Raw genomic sequence first — 13,397 nt, forward strand, 5'->3', positions numbered from 1 at the left:
GGCGAAGCGCCTGATTTCGCCGGCAATCGATTTTGTCCGGGGGCGGTCTTAGAGCCTTTTCCAACCTTATGAAAGTTGGAAAACGACACGGACCGTAAGGTCGCTCAGCACAATCCTGCCTGCTTGAGCACGCGATAGGCCTGGAGCACATCGCGGAACCGGTCTTCCGAACCTCTGTCGCCGCCATTCGCATCCGGGTGGTGGCGTTTCACCAGTTCCTTATAACGCGCCTTGATGTCCTTGCCAGTCGCCTTTGTATCAAGACCAAGCGTTTCCAGCGCCTTGGCCTCAAGCGGCTTGGCCTTGCGCTCACGCGCCTCGCGCGGATCCTTCGGGCCTTTGAACAGGTCGAACGGATCGCGCATGCGGTTGTAGTAGCCGGCGCGGCCGGAACGCTGCTGGGCGAAATCGGGCGAGGAGTGCGTCGAGGCGCCGTTGACGCCCATCTTCCATGTCGGCCGGTGGCCGGTCATCGCTTCCTTCTGGAAGCGGGCGATCTCGGTATCGGGGACACCGGAGAAATAATTGAAGCCCTTGTTGTACTCGCGCACATGATCGAAGCAGAACTGAAAATACTCGCCCTCCTTCATGCGCCCGACCGGCGCGCGATGGGTGCCGGCCTCCTTGCAACCGTCCCACTGGCAGATCGGCGAACGAGACTTCAGCTCAGCATCCTTCTCCGGGCGGATGCGAATTTTCTCGAAATATTTGGGGTACGGTTTCATCTCACCCATTTATGGGCTGTTCGCCGGTGCGAAACAAGAATTGACATTTTCGCGATGATCGCCCTAACCGCTGAATCGCGGCATAAAGCGGGCGATCGGCGAATTTTGTCGCGACGGCGGCGCCGCGCGTCCTTCCGGACGCGCAAACGGCACCGATTTTCGGGGGTCATGCGCCAGCCATATGTGGTGAAGGGAAGTACGAATGTCCATACAGTCGACGATGGAAGGCAAGTTGAATAAGGCGTTTTTGCCGGAGCGACTGGTCATCATCAACGAAAGCCATCTGCATGCCGGTCATCACCATCAGGACTCCGATCATCACGGCACCTATGACGGCACCGGTGAGACGCATTTCCGCGTCCGCATCGTCTCCTCAGCCTTTGCCGGCATGAGTCGCATCGAGCGCCACCGCGCGGTCAACGCATTGCTGGCCGACGAATTGAAGGCTGGTGTCCATGCGCTGGCGATCGAGCCGGCCGCGCCGGACGAAAAGACCAGGTGGTAGATCTCAGACGAGCGCTGCCTTCAGGAAAATCATCACCGCACGGGTCAAGGCGTCGCCTTCGTCGCCGAAAACGCGGTTGATCGACATGTGCGAATAGGCGCTGCCATCGAACAGTGTCACCTCCGTTCCAGTCGCCCGCAGGCGCTCGGCGAAGGCCCGTGAGGCTGCCGCACGACCCGCTGCGCGCGAATAGGCGATGAAGGTCGCCGGATGTTTGCGGCTCCCGACATGGGTGGCGGGCGACAGCGCTCGCCACTGCGCCGGGTCGGGAAAGGCCTTTGCATAGGCCCGTGTCATGCCGCCGCTCCGCGCAAGCGCATCCAGGTCATAAGCCCTGGTATCGTTCAGAACCAGCGCCGCGACGCCGGGCAGACCGCCGCGCAGCCCGGTCAGTGCGGCGAGATGGCTGCCGGCCGAATGGCCCATCACCGCTATCCGGTTCGGATCGCCGCCGTATCCGGCGATGTTGGCGCGCACATAGCGATAGGCCTGCTCGACATTGTTGGCCTGGGTGGCGACATCAGCCTCAGGCAGCATCCGGTAGTCGATCGAGACGAAGCAGAAGCCATTGTCGAGCAGGAAGTCCGGCTTGACGTCGACGTTGGTGCGATTGCCGGCTCGCCAGGCACCGCCATGGATGAAAAGGATCACAGGCAGGGAACTGGCGCCGGCACGCGCGTGGATGTCGAGCCTGGCCGGACCGTAGTCGACAGTTTGCGGAGAGGGCGAAAGCCGGCGCGACGCCGCCGCAGCGCTGGCCGTCGACAAAGCCATCGACATCAAAAGCAGGGTTCGCCGATCGATCACCGTCACCTCCAGACAGCCCGGTCGAAAGTGCACGCCGGCGCGGCGAACGTCCAGGATTGATTAGCCGCGAAAGAACCTATCAGAACTAAATCTCGCCGGCCGGCCTGATCCTCAGCCTTGCAATCCGGTTCTTGTCGCGCTTCATGACGACGAAGCGCTTGCCGTGAAAGGTGAAAGCCTGCTTCTCGTCCGGGATCAATTGCGTCTCGTGGATGACGAGACCGGCAATGGTGGTGGCTTCTTCGTCCGGCAGGTCCCAGTCGAGCGCGCGGTTCAGGTCGCGGATCGACACAGTGCCGTCGACGACGACGGAGCCGTCGGCTTCCTGCTTGACGCCCTGCATGTCGATATCGTGCTCGTCGGCGATCTCGCCGACGATCTCCTCGATGATGTCCTCCAGCGTCACCAGCCCCTCGACCTCGCCATACTCGTCGACGACGATAGCGAAATGCGCCTTGCGCCGCAGGAAGGCGTTGAGCTGTTCCTGCAGCGTCGTGGTATCGGGCACGAACCACGGTTTTGAAGCGATCTTCATCACATCGATCTTGGAAAAGTCGTTGCCGACATCGTTCAACGCGCGCAGCAGGTCCTTGGCGTGCAGCACGCCGACGATGTTGTCGAGCGAGCCCTTCCACAAGGGCATGCGGGTATGCGGGCTCTGCAGGATCTCACGGACCACCGCTTCCGGCGGATTGTCGGCATTGACCGAGCGCATGTTGGTGCGATGGACCATGACATCGGACACTTCGAGCTCATCGAGATCGGACAGGCGACCGATGCGGGCGCGATCCTCGCGCACCACCTGTCCGTCGCGACGAAAATCGTCGACGGCGCCCCGCGATTCATCATGGTTCGAATGCTGCGGCTCGATGCGCTGCAATTCATAGCCGAAGGCGGCGAGCAGGCGCGCGCGAAAGGCAAAGGCAAGCAGGCCGAGCCCGGCAAGGACAGCAGCGACAATCCAGCCGGCCTCGCTCATCCCGGTCGGCCTCTCGGCTGACCCGGTCGGCCTCTCGGCTGACCCGGTCGGCCTCCCGGCCGACTCGGGCGGCTGTTCTGCTGACCCGGATGGTTCTCCCTCAGAAACGACAGCACTTCCGACGCCGGCACATCCTTGGCGATGAAGGCCTGGCCGATGCCGCGCGTCAGGATGAAGTTCAGCGCGCCGCGCGACACCTTCTTGTCCTGGGCGATAAAGGCAAGCAGCGCCTCGGCGTCAGGCAATTCACCCGGAATATCGGCCATGCGCCAGGGCAGGCCAACGGTGCGAAGATGCGCCTCGACGCGCGCCGCATCGTCGGGACTTGCCAGGTTGAGGCGTGACGAAAAGCGATAGGCCAGCGCCATGCCGATGGCGACGCCCTCGCCGTGGACGAGACGGGCGCTGTCATACCGGGTGGCAGCCTCGAGCGCGTGGCCGAACGTGTGGCCGAGATTGAGCAGCGCGCGGTCGCCGGTCTCGAACTCGTCGCGGCCGACGACATCGGCCTTGGCGCGGCAGGCCTCGGCGATGGCCTCGGTCCGCTGCGGGCCGCCGGCGAACACCTTGCCCCAGTTTTCCTCCAGCCACGCGAAGAAGTCGGGGCGATCGATGAGCCCGTACTTGGCGAGTTCGGCGTAACCCGCCCGGAATTCCCGGATCGGCAGCGTGTCGAGCACTTCGGTGTCGGCCAGCACCAGTTTCGGCTGATGGAAGACGCCGACGAGGTTCTTGCCGCGCGCACTGTTGATGCCGGTCTTGCCGCCGACGGAAGAGTCGACCTGCGCCAGCAGCGAGGTCGGGATCTGCACGAAATTCATGCCGCGGCGCACGATGCCGGCGGCAAATCCGGCCAGATCGCCGATGACGCCGCCACCGAGCGCGACGACGACATCGCCGCGTTCCAGTCTTGCGGCGAGCACGCCGTCCACCACCTCTTCGAGATGCGCGAAACTCTTGGTCTTTTCCCCTGCCGGCAGCGCGATGACGGCGGGCCGAATGCCGCCCTTTTCAAGGCCGGCCCTCAACGTCTCAAGGTGGGCGGCGGCGACATTGACGTCGGTGATCACCGCGGCGCGCGTGCCGGGCAGGCGGCGCGAAATCTCGGTGCCGGCGCGCAACAGCAGGCCGGAGCCGATCAATATGTCATAGGCGCGATCGCCGAGCCCGACTTCGACGGTGACTGTCGCATTGCTGCTCACGAGCCCACCTCGCCTGTCGCGGCTGCCACGCCGAAATACCCGCAAAGCGCGTTCACCACCTCGGCGGCGATGACCTCCTTGCGATCGTCGCGGGTCGGCACGGTAACATCGGCGCTTGCGTAGACCGGATAACGCTCGGCCATCAACCGCTCGATCACTGCACGGGGATCGGCGCTTTTCAGGAGCGGCCGGTTCTGCTTCTTGGAAACGCGGTCCATCAACAGGTCGATCTCGGCCTTCAGCCATACCGACACGCCATGGCCGGCGATGGCCTCCCGCGTCGGCGCGCTCATGAAGGCGCCGCCGCCCGTCGACAGCACCTGCGGGCCGTGTTCCAATATGCGCAGGATGACGCGCTGCTCCAGCGCCCGGAACTCGGGCTCGCCATAGCGTTCGAACAGTTCCGGGACGCTCATCCGCGACACGCTTTCAATTTCCTGATCACTGTCCATGAAAGGCAGTCCCAGCATCCCCGCCACCTTGCGGCCGATTGCCGTCTTGCCGGCGCCCATAAGACCGACAAAGACGATGGAACGGCTGCCCAGCCGGCCGAGCAGCGCGGCATGGCTCTCATCGGCAGGATTGGCTGGCAACGCGTTCATGACACCATGATGTTTCTAAGCAGGTTCAGCAAAGCTATCCCAGGTTTTGCGACAGAACCTGCGACAAGCCAAAGAATCCAGGCAGGCATTTTCGGGCTAGCCCACGAATGCCTGCTTAGACCCCTCTTTGCCGGCGTATCGACATCAAAAGCCTGATTGCGTCAAGCGTGGCGCCGCCGCACGTCGTCCGCGCTTCGCCCTTGAATTGGCCGGATTGGCGTCTCATAAGGGCACTGGGTTTGGAAACGCAGAACAACAAGACGGGCGAGAATTGATGCCGACACTGTTCCGCTTTGTCGTGACGCTCACGATTCTGGCCGGCATTGTCTATGGCGCGATGTTCGCTCTGGCGATGTTCGTCGAGCCGAGAAAGGCCGAAATGAGCGTGCGCATCCCTCCCGAAAAGCTGAATCCCAAAAAAACTGACCCGAAGCAATGAACAGCGCGGCCCGCATCGAAGCCTTTCTGGAAATGATGAGCGCCGAGCGCGGCGCTGCCGAAAACACGCTTTCCAGCTATCGCCGCGACCTCGAAGACGCGTCAGCCGAGATCGACGGCGGGCTCGCTGGTGCCGCCGCTGCCGATATCCGCAACTATCTCGACGAGATAGCCGCACGTGGTTTTGCCGCCACCTCGCAGGCACGCAAGCTGTCGGCGATGCGCCAGTTCTTCAAGTTCCTCTACGCCGAGGGTCTGCGCGGCGACGACCCGACCGGAACCCTAGACAGTCCGAAGAAGGGCCGGCCGCTACCGAAGACGATGAGCGAGGCCGACACCGGCCGGCTGATCGACCGTGCGGCGCAAGAGGCAGCTGGCGCCTCGCTGAACGATGGCGACGGCCTGGCGGCGCTGCGCCTGCATGCGCTGGTCGAGGTGCTCTACGCCACCGGCCTGCGGGTTTCCGAACTGGTCGGCCTGCCGGTGACGGTGGCGCTGCGCGACGATCGTTTCTTCATGGTGCGCGGCAAGGGTGACAAGGAACGCATGGTGCCGCTGTCGGCAAAGGCGCGCATCGCCATGCGGGCCTGGCTCGCTGCCCGGGCCACGGTGCCGGCTTTGGCGGATAGCCCGTTCCTGTTTCCGGCGGCAAGCGACAGCGGCTATCTCTCCAGGCAGGTCTTCGCCCGCGACCTGAAGGGCCTTGCCGCACGGGCCGGCATCGCCTCGGCGAAAATATCGCCGCATGTGCTGCGCCATGCTTTTGCCAGCCATCTCCTGCAGAACGGCGCCGATCTCAGGGCCGTGCAGCAGTTGCTTGGCCATGCCGATATTTCAACGACGCAGATTTACACACATGTGCTGGAGGAGCGGCTGGTGCGGCTGGTCAACGATCATCATCCGCTTGCCGACTAGGCGTCATATCGCTATGTGAGGACGACGTTCCACCGCCCGGAGCCTCTATTTCCCAGGTTCCGTCAGTCATTGCCTCCCGGCTTATCGGTCCGCTCAAGAATGTACAATTACCTCGATTTCGAAAAGCCGGTCGCCGATCTCGAAGGCAAAATCCTCGAGTTGAAGAAGCTCGCCGAGAATGGCGAGGCGGTCGATGTCGGCGATGAGATCGGCCGTCTCGAGAAACGCGTGCGCGACGCATTGCGCGACACTTACAAGGCACTGACCCCGTGGCAGAAGGTGCAGGTGGCGCGCCATCCGGACAGGCCGCATTGCGTCGACTACATCAAGGGGCTGTTCAACGATTTCACGCCGCTTGCCGGTGATCGCAATTTCGGCGAGGACCAGGCGATCGTCGGCGGCTTCGCCCGCTTCCGCGGCGAGCCGGTGGCGATCATCGGCCAGGAAAAGGGCTCGGACACGGCCAGCCGGCTGAGGCATAATTTCGGCTCGGTGCGGCCGGAGGGCTATCGCAAGGCGGTGCGGCTGATGGAACTCGCCGACCGCTTCAATATCCCGTTGCTGACGCTGGTCGACACGGCCGGCGCCTATCCCGGCGTCAATGCCGAGGAGCGCGGCCAGGCCGAAGCCATCGCCCGCTCGACCTCGGCCTGTCTTCGCCTGAAGGTGCCGTCGATCTCGGTGGTCATCGGCGAAGGCGGCTCGGGCGGTGCCATCGCGATCGCCACCGCCAACCGCGTCTACATGCTCGAACACGCCATCTATTCGGTGATCTCGCCGGAGGGCGCCGCCTCGATCCTGTGGCGCGACACCACCCGCTCGAAGGATGCGGCGACCAACATGAAGATCACCGCTCAGGATCTGCTGGAGCTCAAGATCATCGACGCCATCGTTCCCGAACCGCTCGGCGGCGCCCATCGTGGCCCGGATACGGTGATTGCCGCCACCGGCGATCTCATCGCCAAAACGATGAAGGAATTCTCCGGCGCCAACACCGATTTTCGGGAGCAGCGCCGCGAGAAATATCTGACTATGGGGAGAAACCTCTAGACTATGATCCCGAACCGAGGCTCAGCGCAGCAAAAAGTGGGTACCGGTTTTCGCAAAAGGCGTGGTCGAACAAGAGGATTCAGGCCGGCCGATTTCAGTCGGACGGACCGCAAGACGGTTGTCAGTGCCGCAATGTGGCGAGATTAAGCACCTTCGCCACAAAAATGCCGCTGCGCTCGTTTCAATCGGATTGCCGTAGGGCCCGGCGCTGCGGTAAGGAATTTTCAAGGTTAACGGGCTTAGGGTTGGGCCTGTCGGCCCTGATGCCTGCGGTCCGAAAGAAAAGACATAGCCATGTTTGCCAAGCTTGCCCGCACCGCACTTGTGATTGCCGCGATAGGCGTCGCTGGCTGCAATGATTCTTCGATGAAGGATTTTGCCCCCCACGCCAACAAGCCGTTGCCCGAAAAAATCCTGGCCAGCATGAAGGCCAAGGGCATGACCCGCACCTCGCCGGTGATGGCCCGCATCTTCAAGGAAGAGGGCAAGCTCGAAATCTGGAAGGCCAAGACCAACGGTCGCTATGACTTGGTGGCCAGCTACGACATCTGCAAATGGTCGGGCAAGCTGGGCCCCAAATACACCGAAGGCGACCGCCAGGCGCCGGAGGGCTTCTATACGGTCCGTCCGGCGCAGATGAATCCGCGGTCGAGCTACCACCTTGCCTTCAACATCGGCTATCCCAACGTCTACGACCGCGCCAATGGCCGCACCGGTTCCCATCTGATGGTCCATGGCGCCTGCTCGTCGTCGGGCTGTTATTCGATGACCGACGCGCAGATCGAGCAGATCTACGCCTTCGGCCGCGACGCTTTCCAGGGCGGGCAGACCGAGTTCCAGATCCAGGCCTTTCCGTTCCGCATGACCGCCGCCAACATGGCGCGCTATCGCAAAGATCCGAACTACGAATTCTGGAAGATGCTGAAGGTCGGCTACGACAATTTCGAGATCACGAAAGTGCCGCCGAAGGTCGATGTCTGCGAGAAGCGCTATGTCTTCAATCAGGTCGCGCCTGACGGCGAGAGCTTCGATCCGACCGGCGCCTGCCCCGCGACGACGCAGCCGGATTCGCTGAAGAGCGCCTTCAATGCCTACCAGAGCACCTACGAGGCGGCTTTCAACGGCGCGGTCAAGGCCAGCGTGCCGGCGCCCAAGCCGACCATCGGCGGGATCAAGGAAGCCAGCATCGTTTCCGAGTGGTCGAAGAAACGCGCCCGTGGCGAACGCGTACCGATCGATCCGCCTTCGTTCAACGCCGACGGCTCGGTGACCGAGACGGCGCGCATGGGCCGCATCGATTCGCCGGCGGGCCGCAAGATGGCCGCGCTCGACGCGGAGAAGGCCGCCAAGCAGAAGGCCGAGGAGCAAAGGCTTGCCGCGCTAGAAGCGGCCAAGGCCGAGAAAGCGGCGGCCAAGGCTCAGGCTCTGGCCGAAAAGCAAACCGCCAGGATCAATTCGCTGGCCGAAGAGGAGGAGGCCAGGGCCGCTGCCGAAGCGCCTGTCGCTACCGCGACAATCGCGTCGTCCCCCGATGCCGCCCCGGCCGCAACGCAGGCGGCGAATACCGGTGAAAGCAGGACGACAAGGCTGAAGAAGAAGCTGCTCGGCATGTTCGGCGGCTGAGCTTCATGCCTGAACACGGAGATGGGGGCCAGGAAGACAGGCCCTCAACCAGCCCCGCCCCTGTCTACGACCTCAAAGGCCTGAACTGCCCGTTGCCCGTGCTCAAGGCAAAAAAGCGGTTGGCCACAATGCGGCCGGGCAGCCGCCTGTGGCTCGAAACCACTGACCCCCTCGCCGTCATCGACATTCCCGCCTTCTGCACCGAGAGCGGCCATCGATTGATCGAAACGGCAGCGGTTTCCGGCGGCCATCGCTTTCTGGTCGAGCGCGGCGGCGGCTGAGCACAATTCCGCGCTGTCTGCGCTGCCCCTCATTGTCCTGCCGGACATTTCTCCCCGTAAACGGGGAGAAAGAAGCTGGCCGCAACCTTGGCGCTCTTTCTGCAATGTTGCTGAGTGGCGAAAGCGTCGATGAGGGCGCCCCCTCTCCCCGTCACTATACGGGGAGAGGATGCCGGCAGGCAGGTGAGGGGCAGCGCTACGTCTGCAAGACGAGAAGCCTACCGCCCGGCGATGGCCAGCGGATTGTTTTCCAGCGCTGCGCGGTCCGGTGTGTCGATCGACGGCCGGTTGGTGAAAGCGGCAAACAGCCGGCGGACGTAGTCTTCCGGCATGTCGAGCGTGATCAGCACCAGCCTTGTGCCGCGTTGGCCATCCGGCCAGGACGGCAGCCGCGCCGGCGGATGCAGGATCTTCTGCACACCGTGGACGACGAGCGGCCGCGACGGGTCTTCCAGCAATTCGATGACGCCCTTCATGCGCAACAGGCGCTCGCCATGTGCTGATCGCAACAGGTCGAGGAACATCTCGATCGCCGAAAACGGCACCGGCCCCTCATGAACGAGCGAGTAGGAGCGCACGCGGGAATCGTGCCGATGGTCGTGGTCGTGGTCATGGTCGCCGTGGTCACCATGGTGGTGGTGGTGATCATGGGCGGCTTCCTCGCCCAGCCAGCGCCGCACGTCGGCGGACTTGGTGGCTGGGTTGTAGAGGCCGCAATCGAACAGCGCCGCTGCATCGGTCCTTCTGTCACCCGCATAGAGCAGCTCGGCACCCGGATTGATCTGCTGCAGCCGCGCCCGCAAGGCCTCGACATCGCGCGGATCGGTGGCCAGATCGGCTTTCGTCAGCACGATGCGGTCGGCGACCGCCGCCTGCTTCACGGCCTCGACATGGCCGTTTAGCGTCGCATCGCCGTTGACCGCGTCGACCAGCGTGATGACCCCGTCGAGCCGGAAGGCCTCGACCAGCGCCGGATGCGCCATGATCGACTGCAGCACCGGCGCCGGATCGGCGAGGCCGGTGGTTTCGATGACGACGCGGCCAAGCCGGGCGATGCGGCCGGTCTGCAGCCGGTCGACGAGATCGGCAAGCGTGTCGACCAGTTCGCCGCGCACCGTACAGCAGAGACAGCCGTCGGAAAGCTGGATGATGCCGTCGGAGGCCTGTTCGACCAGGAGATGGTCGATCGCCACCTCGCCGAACTCGTTGATGATGACCGCGGTGTCGGCGAGCGCGGGATCCCTGAGCAGCCGGTTGAGTAGCGTCGTCTTGCCGGCGCCGAGAAAACCGGTCAGCACCGAGACGGCGATGGGAAAGCCGCTGCTCATCAGACTAGTTCACCGCCTTGGCGGGCTCCTGGGCCGCAGTGGCGGAACCGATCACTGCCGGCTCGGCGCCGGGCGGCGGCGGCAGGTCGGGCCGCCAGCTCGGCAGCGGCACGTCGGCATATTCCCGGCCCATTGCGTCGAGCATGGCTTTCGGTACCGGCCCGGTGGCGCCGCCAAGGCCGACTGCGACCAATGTCGGCGCGTGATCGAGCTTTTCCCGATAGCGCGATTTTGCCGCATTTTTATCGCCGACGGGGGGAGCTTCCGACTGCTCTTTAGCCGGCTTCTTCCTGCAAATCTCGTCATTCAGATTGTTGACCGATGTGGTGTCGCCATAGGAAGGCAGCGCCGCCACCGTCAGCCAGCCCGGTGTCGGCGTGGCAAAGCCGTGGTCGAGCAGCCTGGCGACGGTCTCGGCGCGGGTGATGGCCGACTTCTCGCCAAGCACCACCGCCACCAGCGTGCGCCCGTCGCGTGTTGCCGAGCCGATCATGTTGAAGCCCGAGGGACAGACGAAACCGGTCTTCATGCCGTCGGCGCCGGGATAGCGGCCGATCAGGAGATTGTAATTCGAGATCTGCTGCTTGCCGATGGCCAGGCCCTCAATCGAGAACCATGAGGCATATTGTGGAAACTCCGTGCGGATCGCCATCACCAGCAAGCCGAGATCGCGCGCCGTCGTATACTGGTCCGGCGAGAACAGCCCGTTCGGGTTGACGAAATGCGATCCGCTCATGCCGAGCCGGCGCGCCTCGGCGTTCATGCGTTCGGCGAAAGCTGCCTGCGAACCGGCGATGTTCTCGCCGACGGCCATGGCGACGTCGTTGGCCGATTTGACCAGCATCATCTTCAGCGCGTTATCGAGCCGCATCACCGAGCCCGGCTTGAAGCCCATCTTGCTCGGCGGCTCGCTGGCGGAACGCTTGGTGACCTTGATCGGCGAATCGAGCCGGGCCTCGCCGGCGGCAATCGCGCGGAACGCCACATAGGCGGTCATCAGCTTGGTCAGCGAGGCAGGATACCAGCGCTTGAAAGCCTCCTGGTGCTGGAGGATCTTGCCATTCTCCAGGTCGAACACGATCGTCGGATTGGCGAGAGCCGGACCGGCCAGCGCCGGCAGCGCCACAGCGCCCGCCAGCAATGCATGTCGCGCAAAAGTGCGCAGCGGTTTTGCGATAACGACATGCATAAAAACAACAACGCTAAAGCGCGTCGCATGAGGCCGGTCAAACGCGACGCGCTTTAGTTTGAGGAAATGCCTGTACCGCATGGTGGAATCCGAAATCGCCTCTTGCCGCAGTCGCCTCTGGCTCCGTAAGATTTGTTACGCGATCGCCAGCGTGGTGATCCGGTCCCTCTATCCGGATCACTATCTTGCGGTGCTATTTAGCCTATGTGACGTCAAGATGGCAAAGTGCCTGAATGACAATTCTAAAACAGCAGGCACAATTGCAAAGCAGCAGGCTGAGCCCGTCTGCTCCAACAGCGAGATGGAACATCATGCCGATCCTGAACCGCGCCGCCGAAATGCAAGACGAGGTCGCCGGCTGGCGACGCCATCTGCACCAGACGCCAGAGCTGAATTTCGACGTCTTCGAGACCGCCGCCTTCGTCACCGAGAAGCTGCAGGCCTTCGGTTGCGACGACGTGGTGACCGGGCTCGGCAAGACCGGTGTCGTCGGCATCATCCGCGGCCGCCTGGGCGAAGGCACGAGCATCGGCCTGCGCGCCGACATGGATGCGCTGCCGCTCAACGAGATCACCGGGAAACCCTACGCCTCGACCATTCCTGGCAAGATGCACGCCTGCGGCCATGACGGCCACACCGCGATGCTGCTCGGTGCCGCCAAATACCTTGCCGAGACGCGCAATTTCGCCGGCTCAGTCGCAGTGATCTTCCAGCCGGCCGAAGAAGGCGGCGGCGGCGGCAACGAGATGGTCAAGGACGGCATGATGGAGCGCTTCGGCATCTCCAAGGTGTTCGGCATGCACAACATGCCGGGCCTGCCAGTCGGACAATTCGCCATCAAGCCGGGCCCGATCATGGCGGCGACAGCCGAATTCACCATCACCGTCAAGGGCAAGGGCGGGCATGCGGCGATGCCGCACGGCACCATCGACCCGATCGTCATCACCAGCCAGCTCGTCGGCGCTCTGCAGACGATCGCCTCGCGCAGCACCGATCCGGTCGAGGCTGTCGTGGTGTCGGTGACGAAATTCCACGCCGGCGACGCCTACAATGTCATTCCCGAGAGCGCCGAGATCGCCGGCACCGTGCGCACGCTGAAGAAGGAGGTCGCCAGGAAGGCTGAGCAGCGTGTGCGCGCCATCTGCGAGGGCGTGGGCGCGGCCTTCGGCGCAACGATCGAGGTCGATTACAAAGCCAATTATCCCGTCACCTTCAACCATCCGGAGGAGACGGTCTTTGCCAGCGATGTCGCCGCTGAAATCGCCGGCGAGGCACAGGTGCAACGCGCCATCCAGCCGGTGATGGGCGGCGAGGATTTCTCCTACATGCTGGAAGCGCGGCCGGGCGCCTTCATCTTCATCGGCAATGGCGACACCGCCGGTCTCCACAACCCTGCCTACGACTTCAACGACGAGGTCATCCCGCACGGCATGAGCTATTGGGTGAAGCTCGCGGAGACGGCGCTGGCCGCTTGATGCGTCGGCCATAAAACCGCCCTGCGGCTTGATCCGAGGGGTGCGCTGCGATTGGGATGGCTACAAGGCGGTCGGGCGCGGGACGTGGCGATGCTCCGATCGTCACTTCCGACCGGACCGCCTCCGCGCAAGACCCAAGGCAATGCCCAGGGCGATACCGATTTCGATACCCGCAATGATATTGTCCAACGCGACGCCGATAGCCACGCCGATCACAACGCCGAGTGTGATGTGTTTGGCATCTATCATGCCGGGTCATGTAGATTGGAAGGGGAGAG

15 protein-coding genes are annotated in these 13,397 nt (G+C 63.4%); 7 read left to right on the forward strand and 8 right to left on the reverse strand.

Annotation, left to right across the window (positions count from 1 at the left end):
- Positions 1-104: 104 nt before the first annotated feature.
- On the reverse strand, positions 105-734 hold the full coding sequence (locus AC0L2K_RS24410) for a J domain-containing protein (RefSeq protein WP_128168749.1): 630 nt from the start codon (positions 732-734) through the stop codon (positions 105-107).
- 193 nt (positions 735-927) lie between these two features.
- On the opposite strand from AC0L2K_RS24410, the gene AC0L2K_RS24415 reads away from it, so the two are divergent.
- Positions 928-1,230, forward strand: coding sequence for a BolA family protein (locus tag AC0L2K_RS24415; protein ID WP_473532521.1), 303 nt, complete (start codon positions 928-930; stop codon positions 1,228-1,230).
- A gap of 3 nt (positions 1,231-1,233) precedes the next feature.
- Here AC0L2K_RS24415 and AC0L2K_RS24420 read toward each other — a convergent pair whose 3' ends face one another.
- The 4 genes from AC0L2K_RS24420 to AC0L2K_RS24435 all read right to left on the reverse strand — a co-directional run bounded on the left by AC0L2K_RS24420 (position 1,234) and on the right by AC0L2K_RS24435 (position 4,820).
- Positions 1,234-2,037 (reverse strand): alpha/beta hydrolase, encoded by an 804-nt coding sequence (locus tag AC0L2K_RS24420; RefSeq protein WP_473532522.1) that lies wholly within the window; start codon positions 2,035-2,037, stop codon positions 1,234-1,236.
- 85 nt (positions 2,038-2,122) lie between these two features.
- Positions 2,123-3,016, reverse strand: coding sequence for an HlyC/CorC family transporter (locus tag AC0L2K_RS24425; protein ID WP_027153417.1), 894 nt, complete (start codon positions 3,014-3,016; stop codon positions 2,123-2,125).
- Complete coding sequence (gene aroB, locus AC0L2K_RS24430) at positions 3,013-4,218, reverse strand: 3-dehydroquinate synthase (RefSeq protein WP_128168751.1); 1,206 nt, start codon at positions 4,216-4,218, stop codon at positions 3,013-3,015. The genes AC0L2K_RS24425 and aroB overlap by 4 nt, the downstream gene beginning before the upstream one ends.
- Positions 4,215-4,820, reverse strand: a complete 606-nt coding sequence (locus AC0L2K_RS24435; RefSeq protein ID WP_473532523.1) for a shikimate kinase — start codon at positions 4,818-4,820, stop codon at positions 4,215-4,217. The genes aroB and AC0L2K_RS24435 overlap by 4 nt, the downstream gene beginning before the upstream one ends.
- 274 nt (positions 4,821-5,094) lie before the next feature.
- Between AC0L2K_RS24435 and AC0L2K_RS24440 the strand changes: the two genes are divergently transcribed.
- The 5 genes from AC0L2K_RS24440 to AC0L2K_RS24460 all read left to right on the forward strand — a co-directional run bounded on the left by AC0L2K_RS24440 (position 5,095) and on the right by AC0L2K_RS24460 (position 9,127).
- Positions 5,095-5,259: a histidine kinase gene (locus AC0L2K_RS24440; protein ID WP_128168784.1), complete on the forward strand. Its 165-nt coding sequence runs from the start codon at positions 5,095-5,097 to the stop codon at positions 5,257-5,259.
- Positions 5,256-6,173: a site-specific tyrosine recombinase XerD gene (locus tag AC0L2K_RS24445; RefSeq protein ID WP_128176117.1), complete on the forward strand. Its 918-nt coding sequence runs from the start codon at positions 5,256-5,258 to the stop codon at positions 6,171-6,173. The genes AC0L2K_RS24440 and AC0L2K_RS24445 overlap by 4 nt, the downstream gene beginning before the upstream one ends.
- Before the next feature lie 99 nt (positions 6,174-6,272).
- Positions 6,273-7,223 (forward strand): acetyl-CoA carboxylase carboxyltransferase subunit alpha, encoded by a 951-nt coding sequence (locus AC0L2K_RS24450; RefSeq protein ID WP_128168753.1) that lies wholly within the window; start codon positions 6,273-6,275, stop codon positions 7,221-7,223.
- 294 nt (positions 7,224-7,517) lie between these two features.
- The gene (locus AC0L2K_RS24455; protein ID WP_287229590.1) at positions 7,518-8,846 is read left to right on the forward strand and encodes a L,D-transpeptidase family protein; all 1,329 of its coding nucleotides are present in this window, start codon (positions 7,518-7,520) and stop codon (positions 8,844-8,846) included.
- Positions 8,847-8,851: 5 nt separating this feature from the next.
- Positions 8,852-9,127: a sulfurtransferase TusA family protein gene (locus AC0L2K_RS24460; RefSeq protein ID WP_128176121.1), complete on the forward strand. Its 276-nt coding sequence runs from the start codon at positions 8,852-8,854 to the stop codon at positions 9,125-9,127.
- Positions 9,128-9,345: 218 nt separating this feature from the next.
- Here the strand turns inward: AC0L2K_RS24460 and AC0L2K_RS24465 are convergent, their stop codons facing one another.
- Together AC0L2K_RS24465 and AC0L2K_RS24470 are read right to left on the reverse strand one after the other, a co-directional pair.
- Complete coding sequence (locus AC0L2K_RS24465) at positions 9,346-10,455, reverse strand: CobW family GTP-binding protein (RefSeq protein ID WP_128176123.1); 1,110 nt, start codon at positions 10,453-10,455, stop codon at positions 9,346-9,348.
- Between the two features lie 4 nt (positions 10,456-10,459).
- Positions 10,460-11,644, reverse strand: coding sequence for a D-alanyl-D-alanine carboxypeptidase family protein (locus tag AC0L2K_RS24470; RefSeq protein WP_473532524.1), 1,185 nt, complete (start codon positions 11,642-11,644; stop codon positions 10,460-10,462).
- A 311-nt stretch (positions 11,645-11,955) separates the two neighbouring features.
- Here AC0L2K_RS24470 and AC0L2K_RS24475 point away from each other — a divergent pair, with 311 nt between their 5' ends.
- Entirely contained in the window at positions 11,956-13,119 is a 1,164-nt protein-coding gene (locus tag AC0L2K_RS24475; RefSeq protein WP_128176127.1) for a M20 aminoacylase family protein, read from the forward strand.
- A gap of 102 nt (positions 13,120-13,221) precedes the next feature.
- Here AC0L2K_RS24475 and AC0L2K_RS24480 read toward each other — a convergent pair whose 3' ends face one another.
- On the reverse strand, positions 13,222-13,368 hold the full coding sequence (locus AC0L2K_RS24480; RefSeq protein ID WP_473532525.1) for a glycine zipper domain-containing protein: 147 nt from the start codon (positions 13,366-13,368) through the stop codon (positions 13,222-13,224).
- Positions 13,369-13,397 lie beyond the last annotated feature (29 nt).

This window comes from Mesorhizobium sp. WSM4817 (genome assembly GCF_055811135.1).

Bases quoted from the DNA above. Each gene is read 5' to 3' on its own strand.
- AC0L2K_RS24410 (WP_128168749.1), bottom strand. From the start codon at position 734: ATGGGTGAGATGAAACCGTACCCCAAATATTTCGAGAAAATTCGCATC.
- AC0L2K_RS24415 (WP_473532521.1), top strand. From the start codon at position 928: ATGTCCATACAGTCGACGATGGAAGGCAAGTTGAATAAGGCGTTTTTG.
- AC0L2K_RS24425 (WP_027153417.1), bottom strand. From the start codon at position 3,016: ATGAGCGAGGCCGGCTGGATTGTCGCTGCTGTCCTTGCCGGGCTCGGC.
- AC0L2K_RS24435 (WP_473532523.1), bottom strand. From the start codon at position 4,820: ATGAACGCGTTGCCAGCCAATCCTGCCGATGAGAGCCATGCCGCGCTG.
- AC0L2K_RS24440 (WP_128168784.1), top strand. From the start codon at position 5,095: ATGCCGACACTGTTCCGCTTTGTCGTGACGCTCACGATTCTGGCCGGC.
- AC0L2K_RS24445 (WP_128176117.1), top strand. From the start codon at position 5,256: ATGAACAGCGCGGCCCGCATCGAAGCCTTTCTGGAAATGATGAGCGCC.
- AC0L2K_RS24450 (WP_128168753.1), top strand. From the start codon at position 6,273: ATGTACAATTACCTCGATTTCGAAAAGCCGGTCGCCGATCTCGAAGGC.
- AC0L2K_RS24455 (WP_287229590.1), top strand. From the start codon at position 7,518: ATGTTTGCCAAGCTTGCCCGCACCGCACTTGTGATTGCCGCGATAGGC.
- AC0L2K_RS24460 (WP_128176121.1), top strand. From the start codon at position 8,852: ATGCCTGAACACGGAGATGGGGGCCAGGAAGACAGGCCCTCAACCAGC.
- AC0L2K_RS24465 (WP_128176123.1), bottom strand. From the start codon at position 10,455: ATGAGCAGCGGCTTTCCCATCGCCGTCTCGGTGCTGACCGGTTTTCTC.
- AC0L2K_RS24470 (WP_473532524.1), bottom strand. From the start codon at position 11,644: ATGCATGTCGTTATCGCAAAACCGCTGCGCACTTTTGCGCGACATGCA.
- AC0L2K_RS24475 (WP_128176127.1), top strand. From the start codon at position 11,956: ATGCCGATCCTGAACCGCGCCGCCGAAATGCAAGACGAGGTCGCCGGC.
- AC0L2K_RS24480 (WP_473532525.1), bottom strand. From the start codon at position 13,368: ATGATAGATGCCAAACACATCACACTCGGCGTTGTGATCGGCGTGGCT.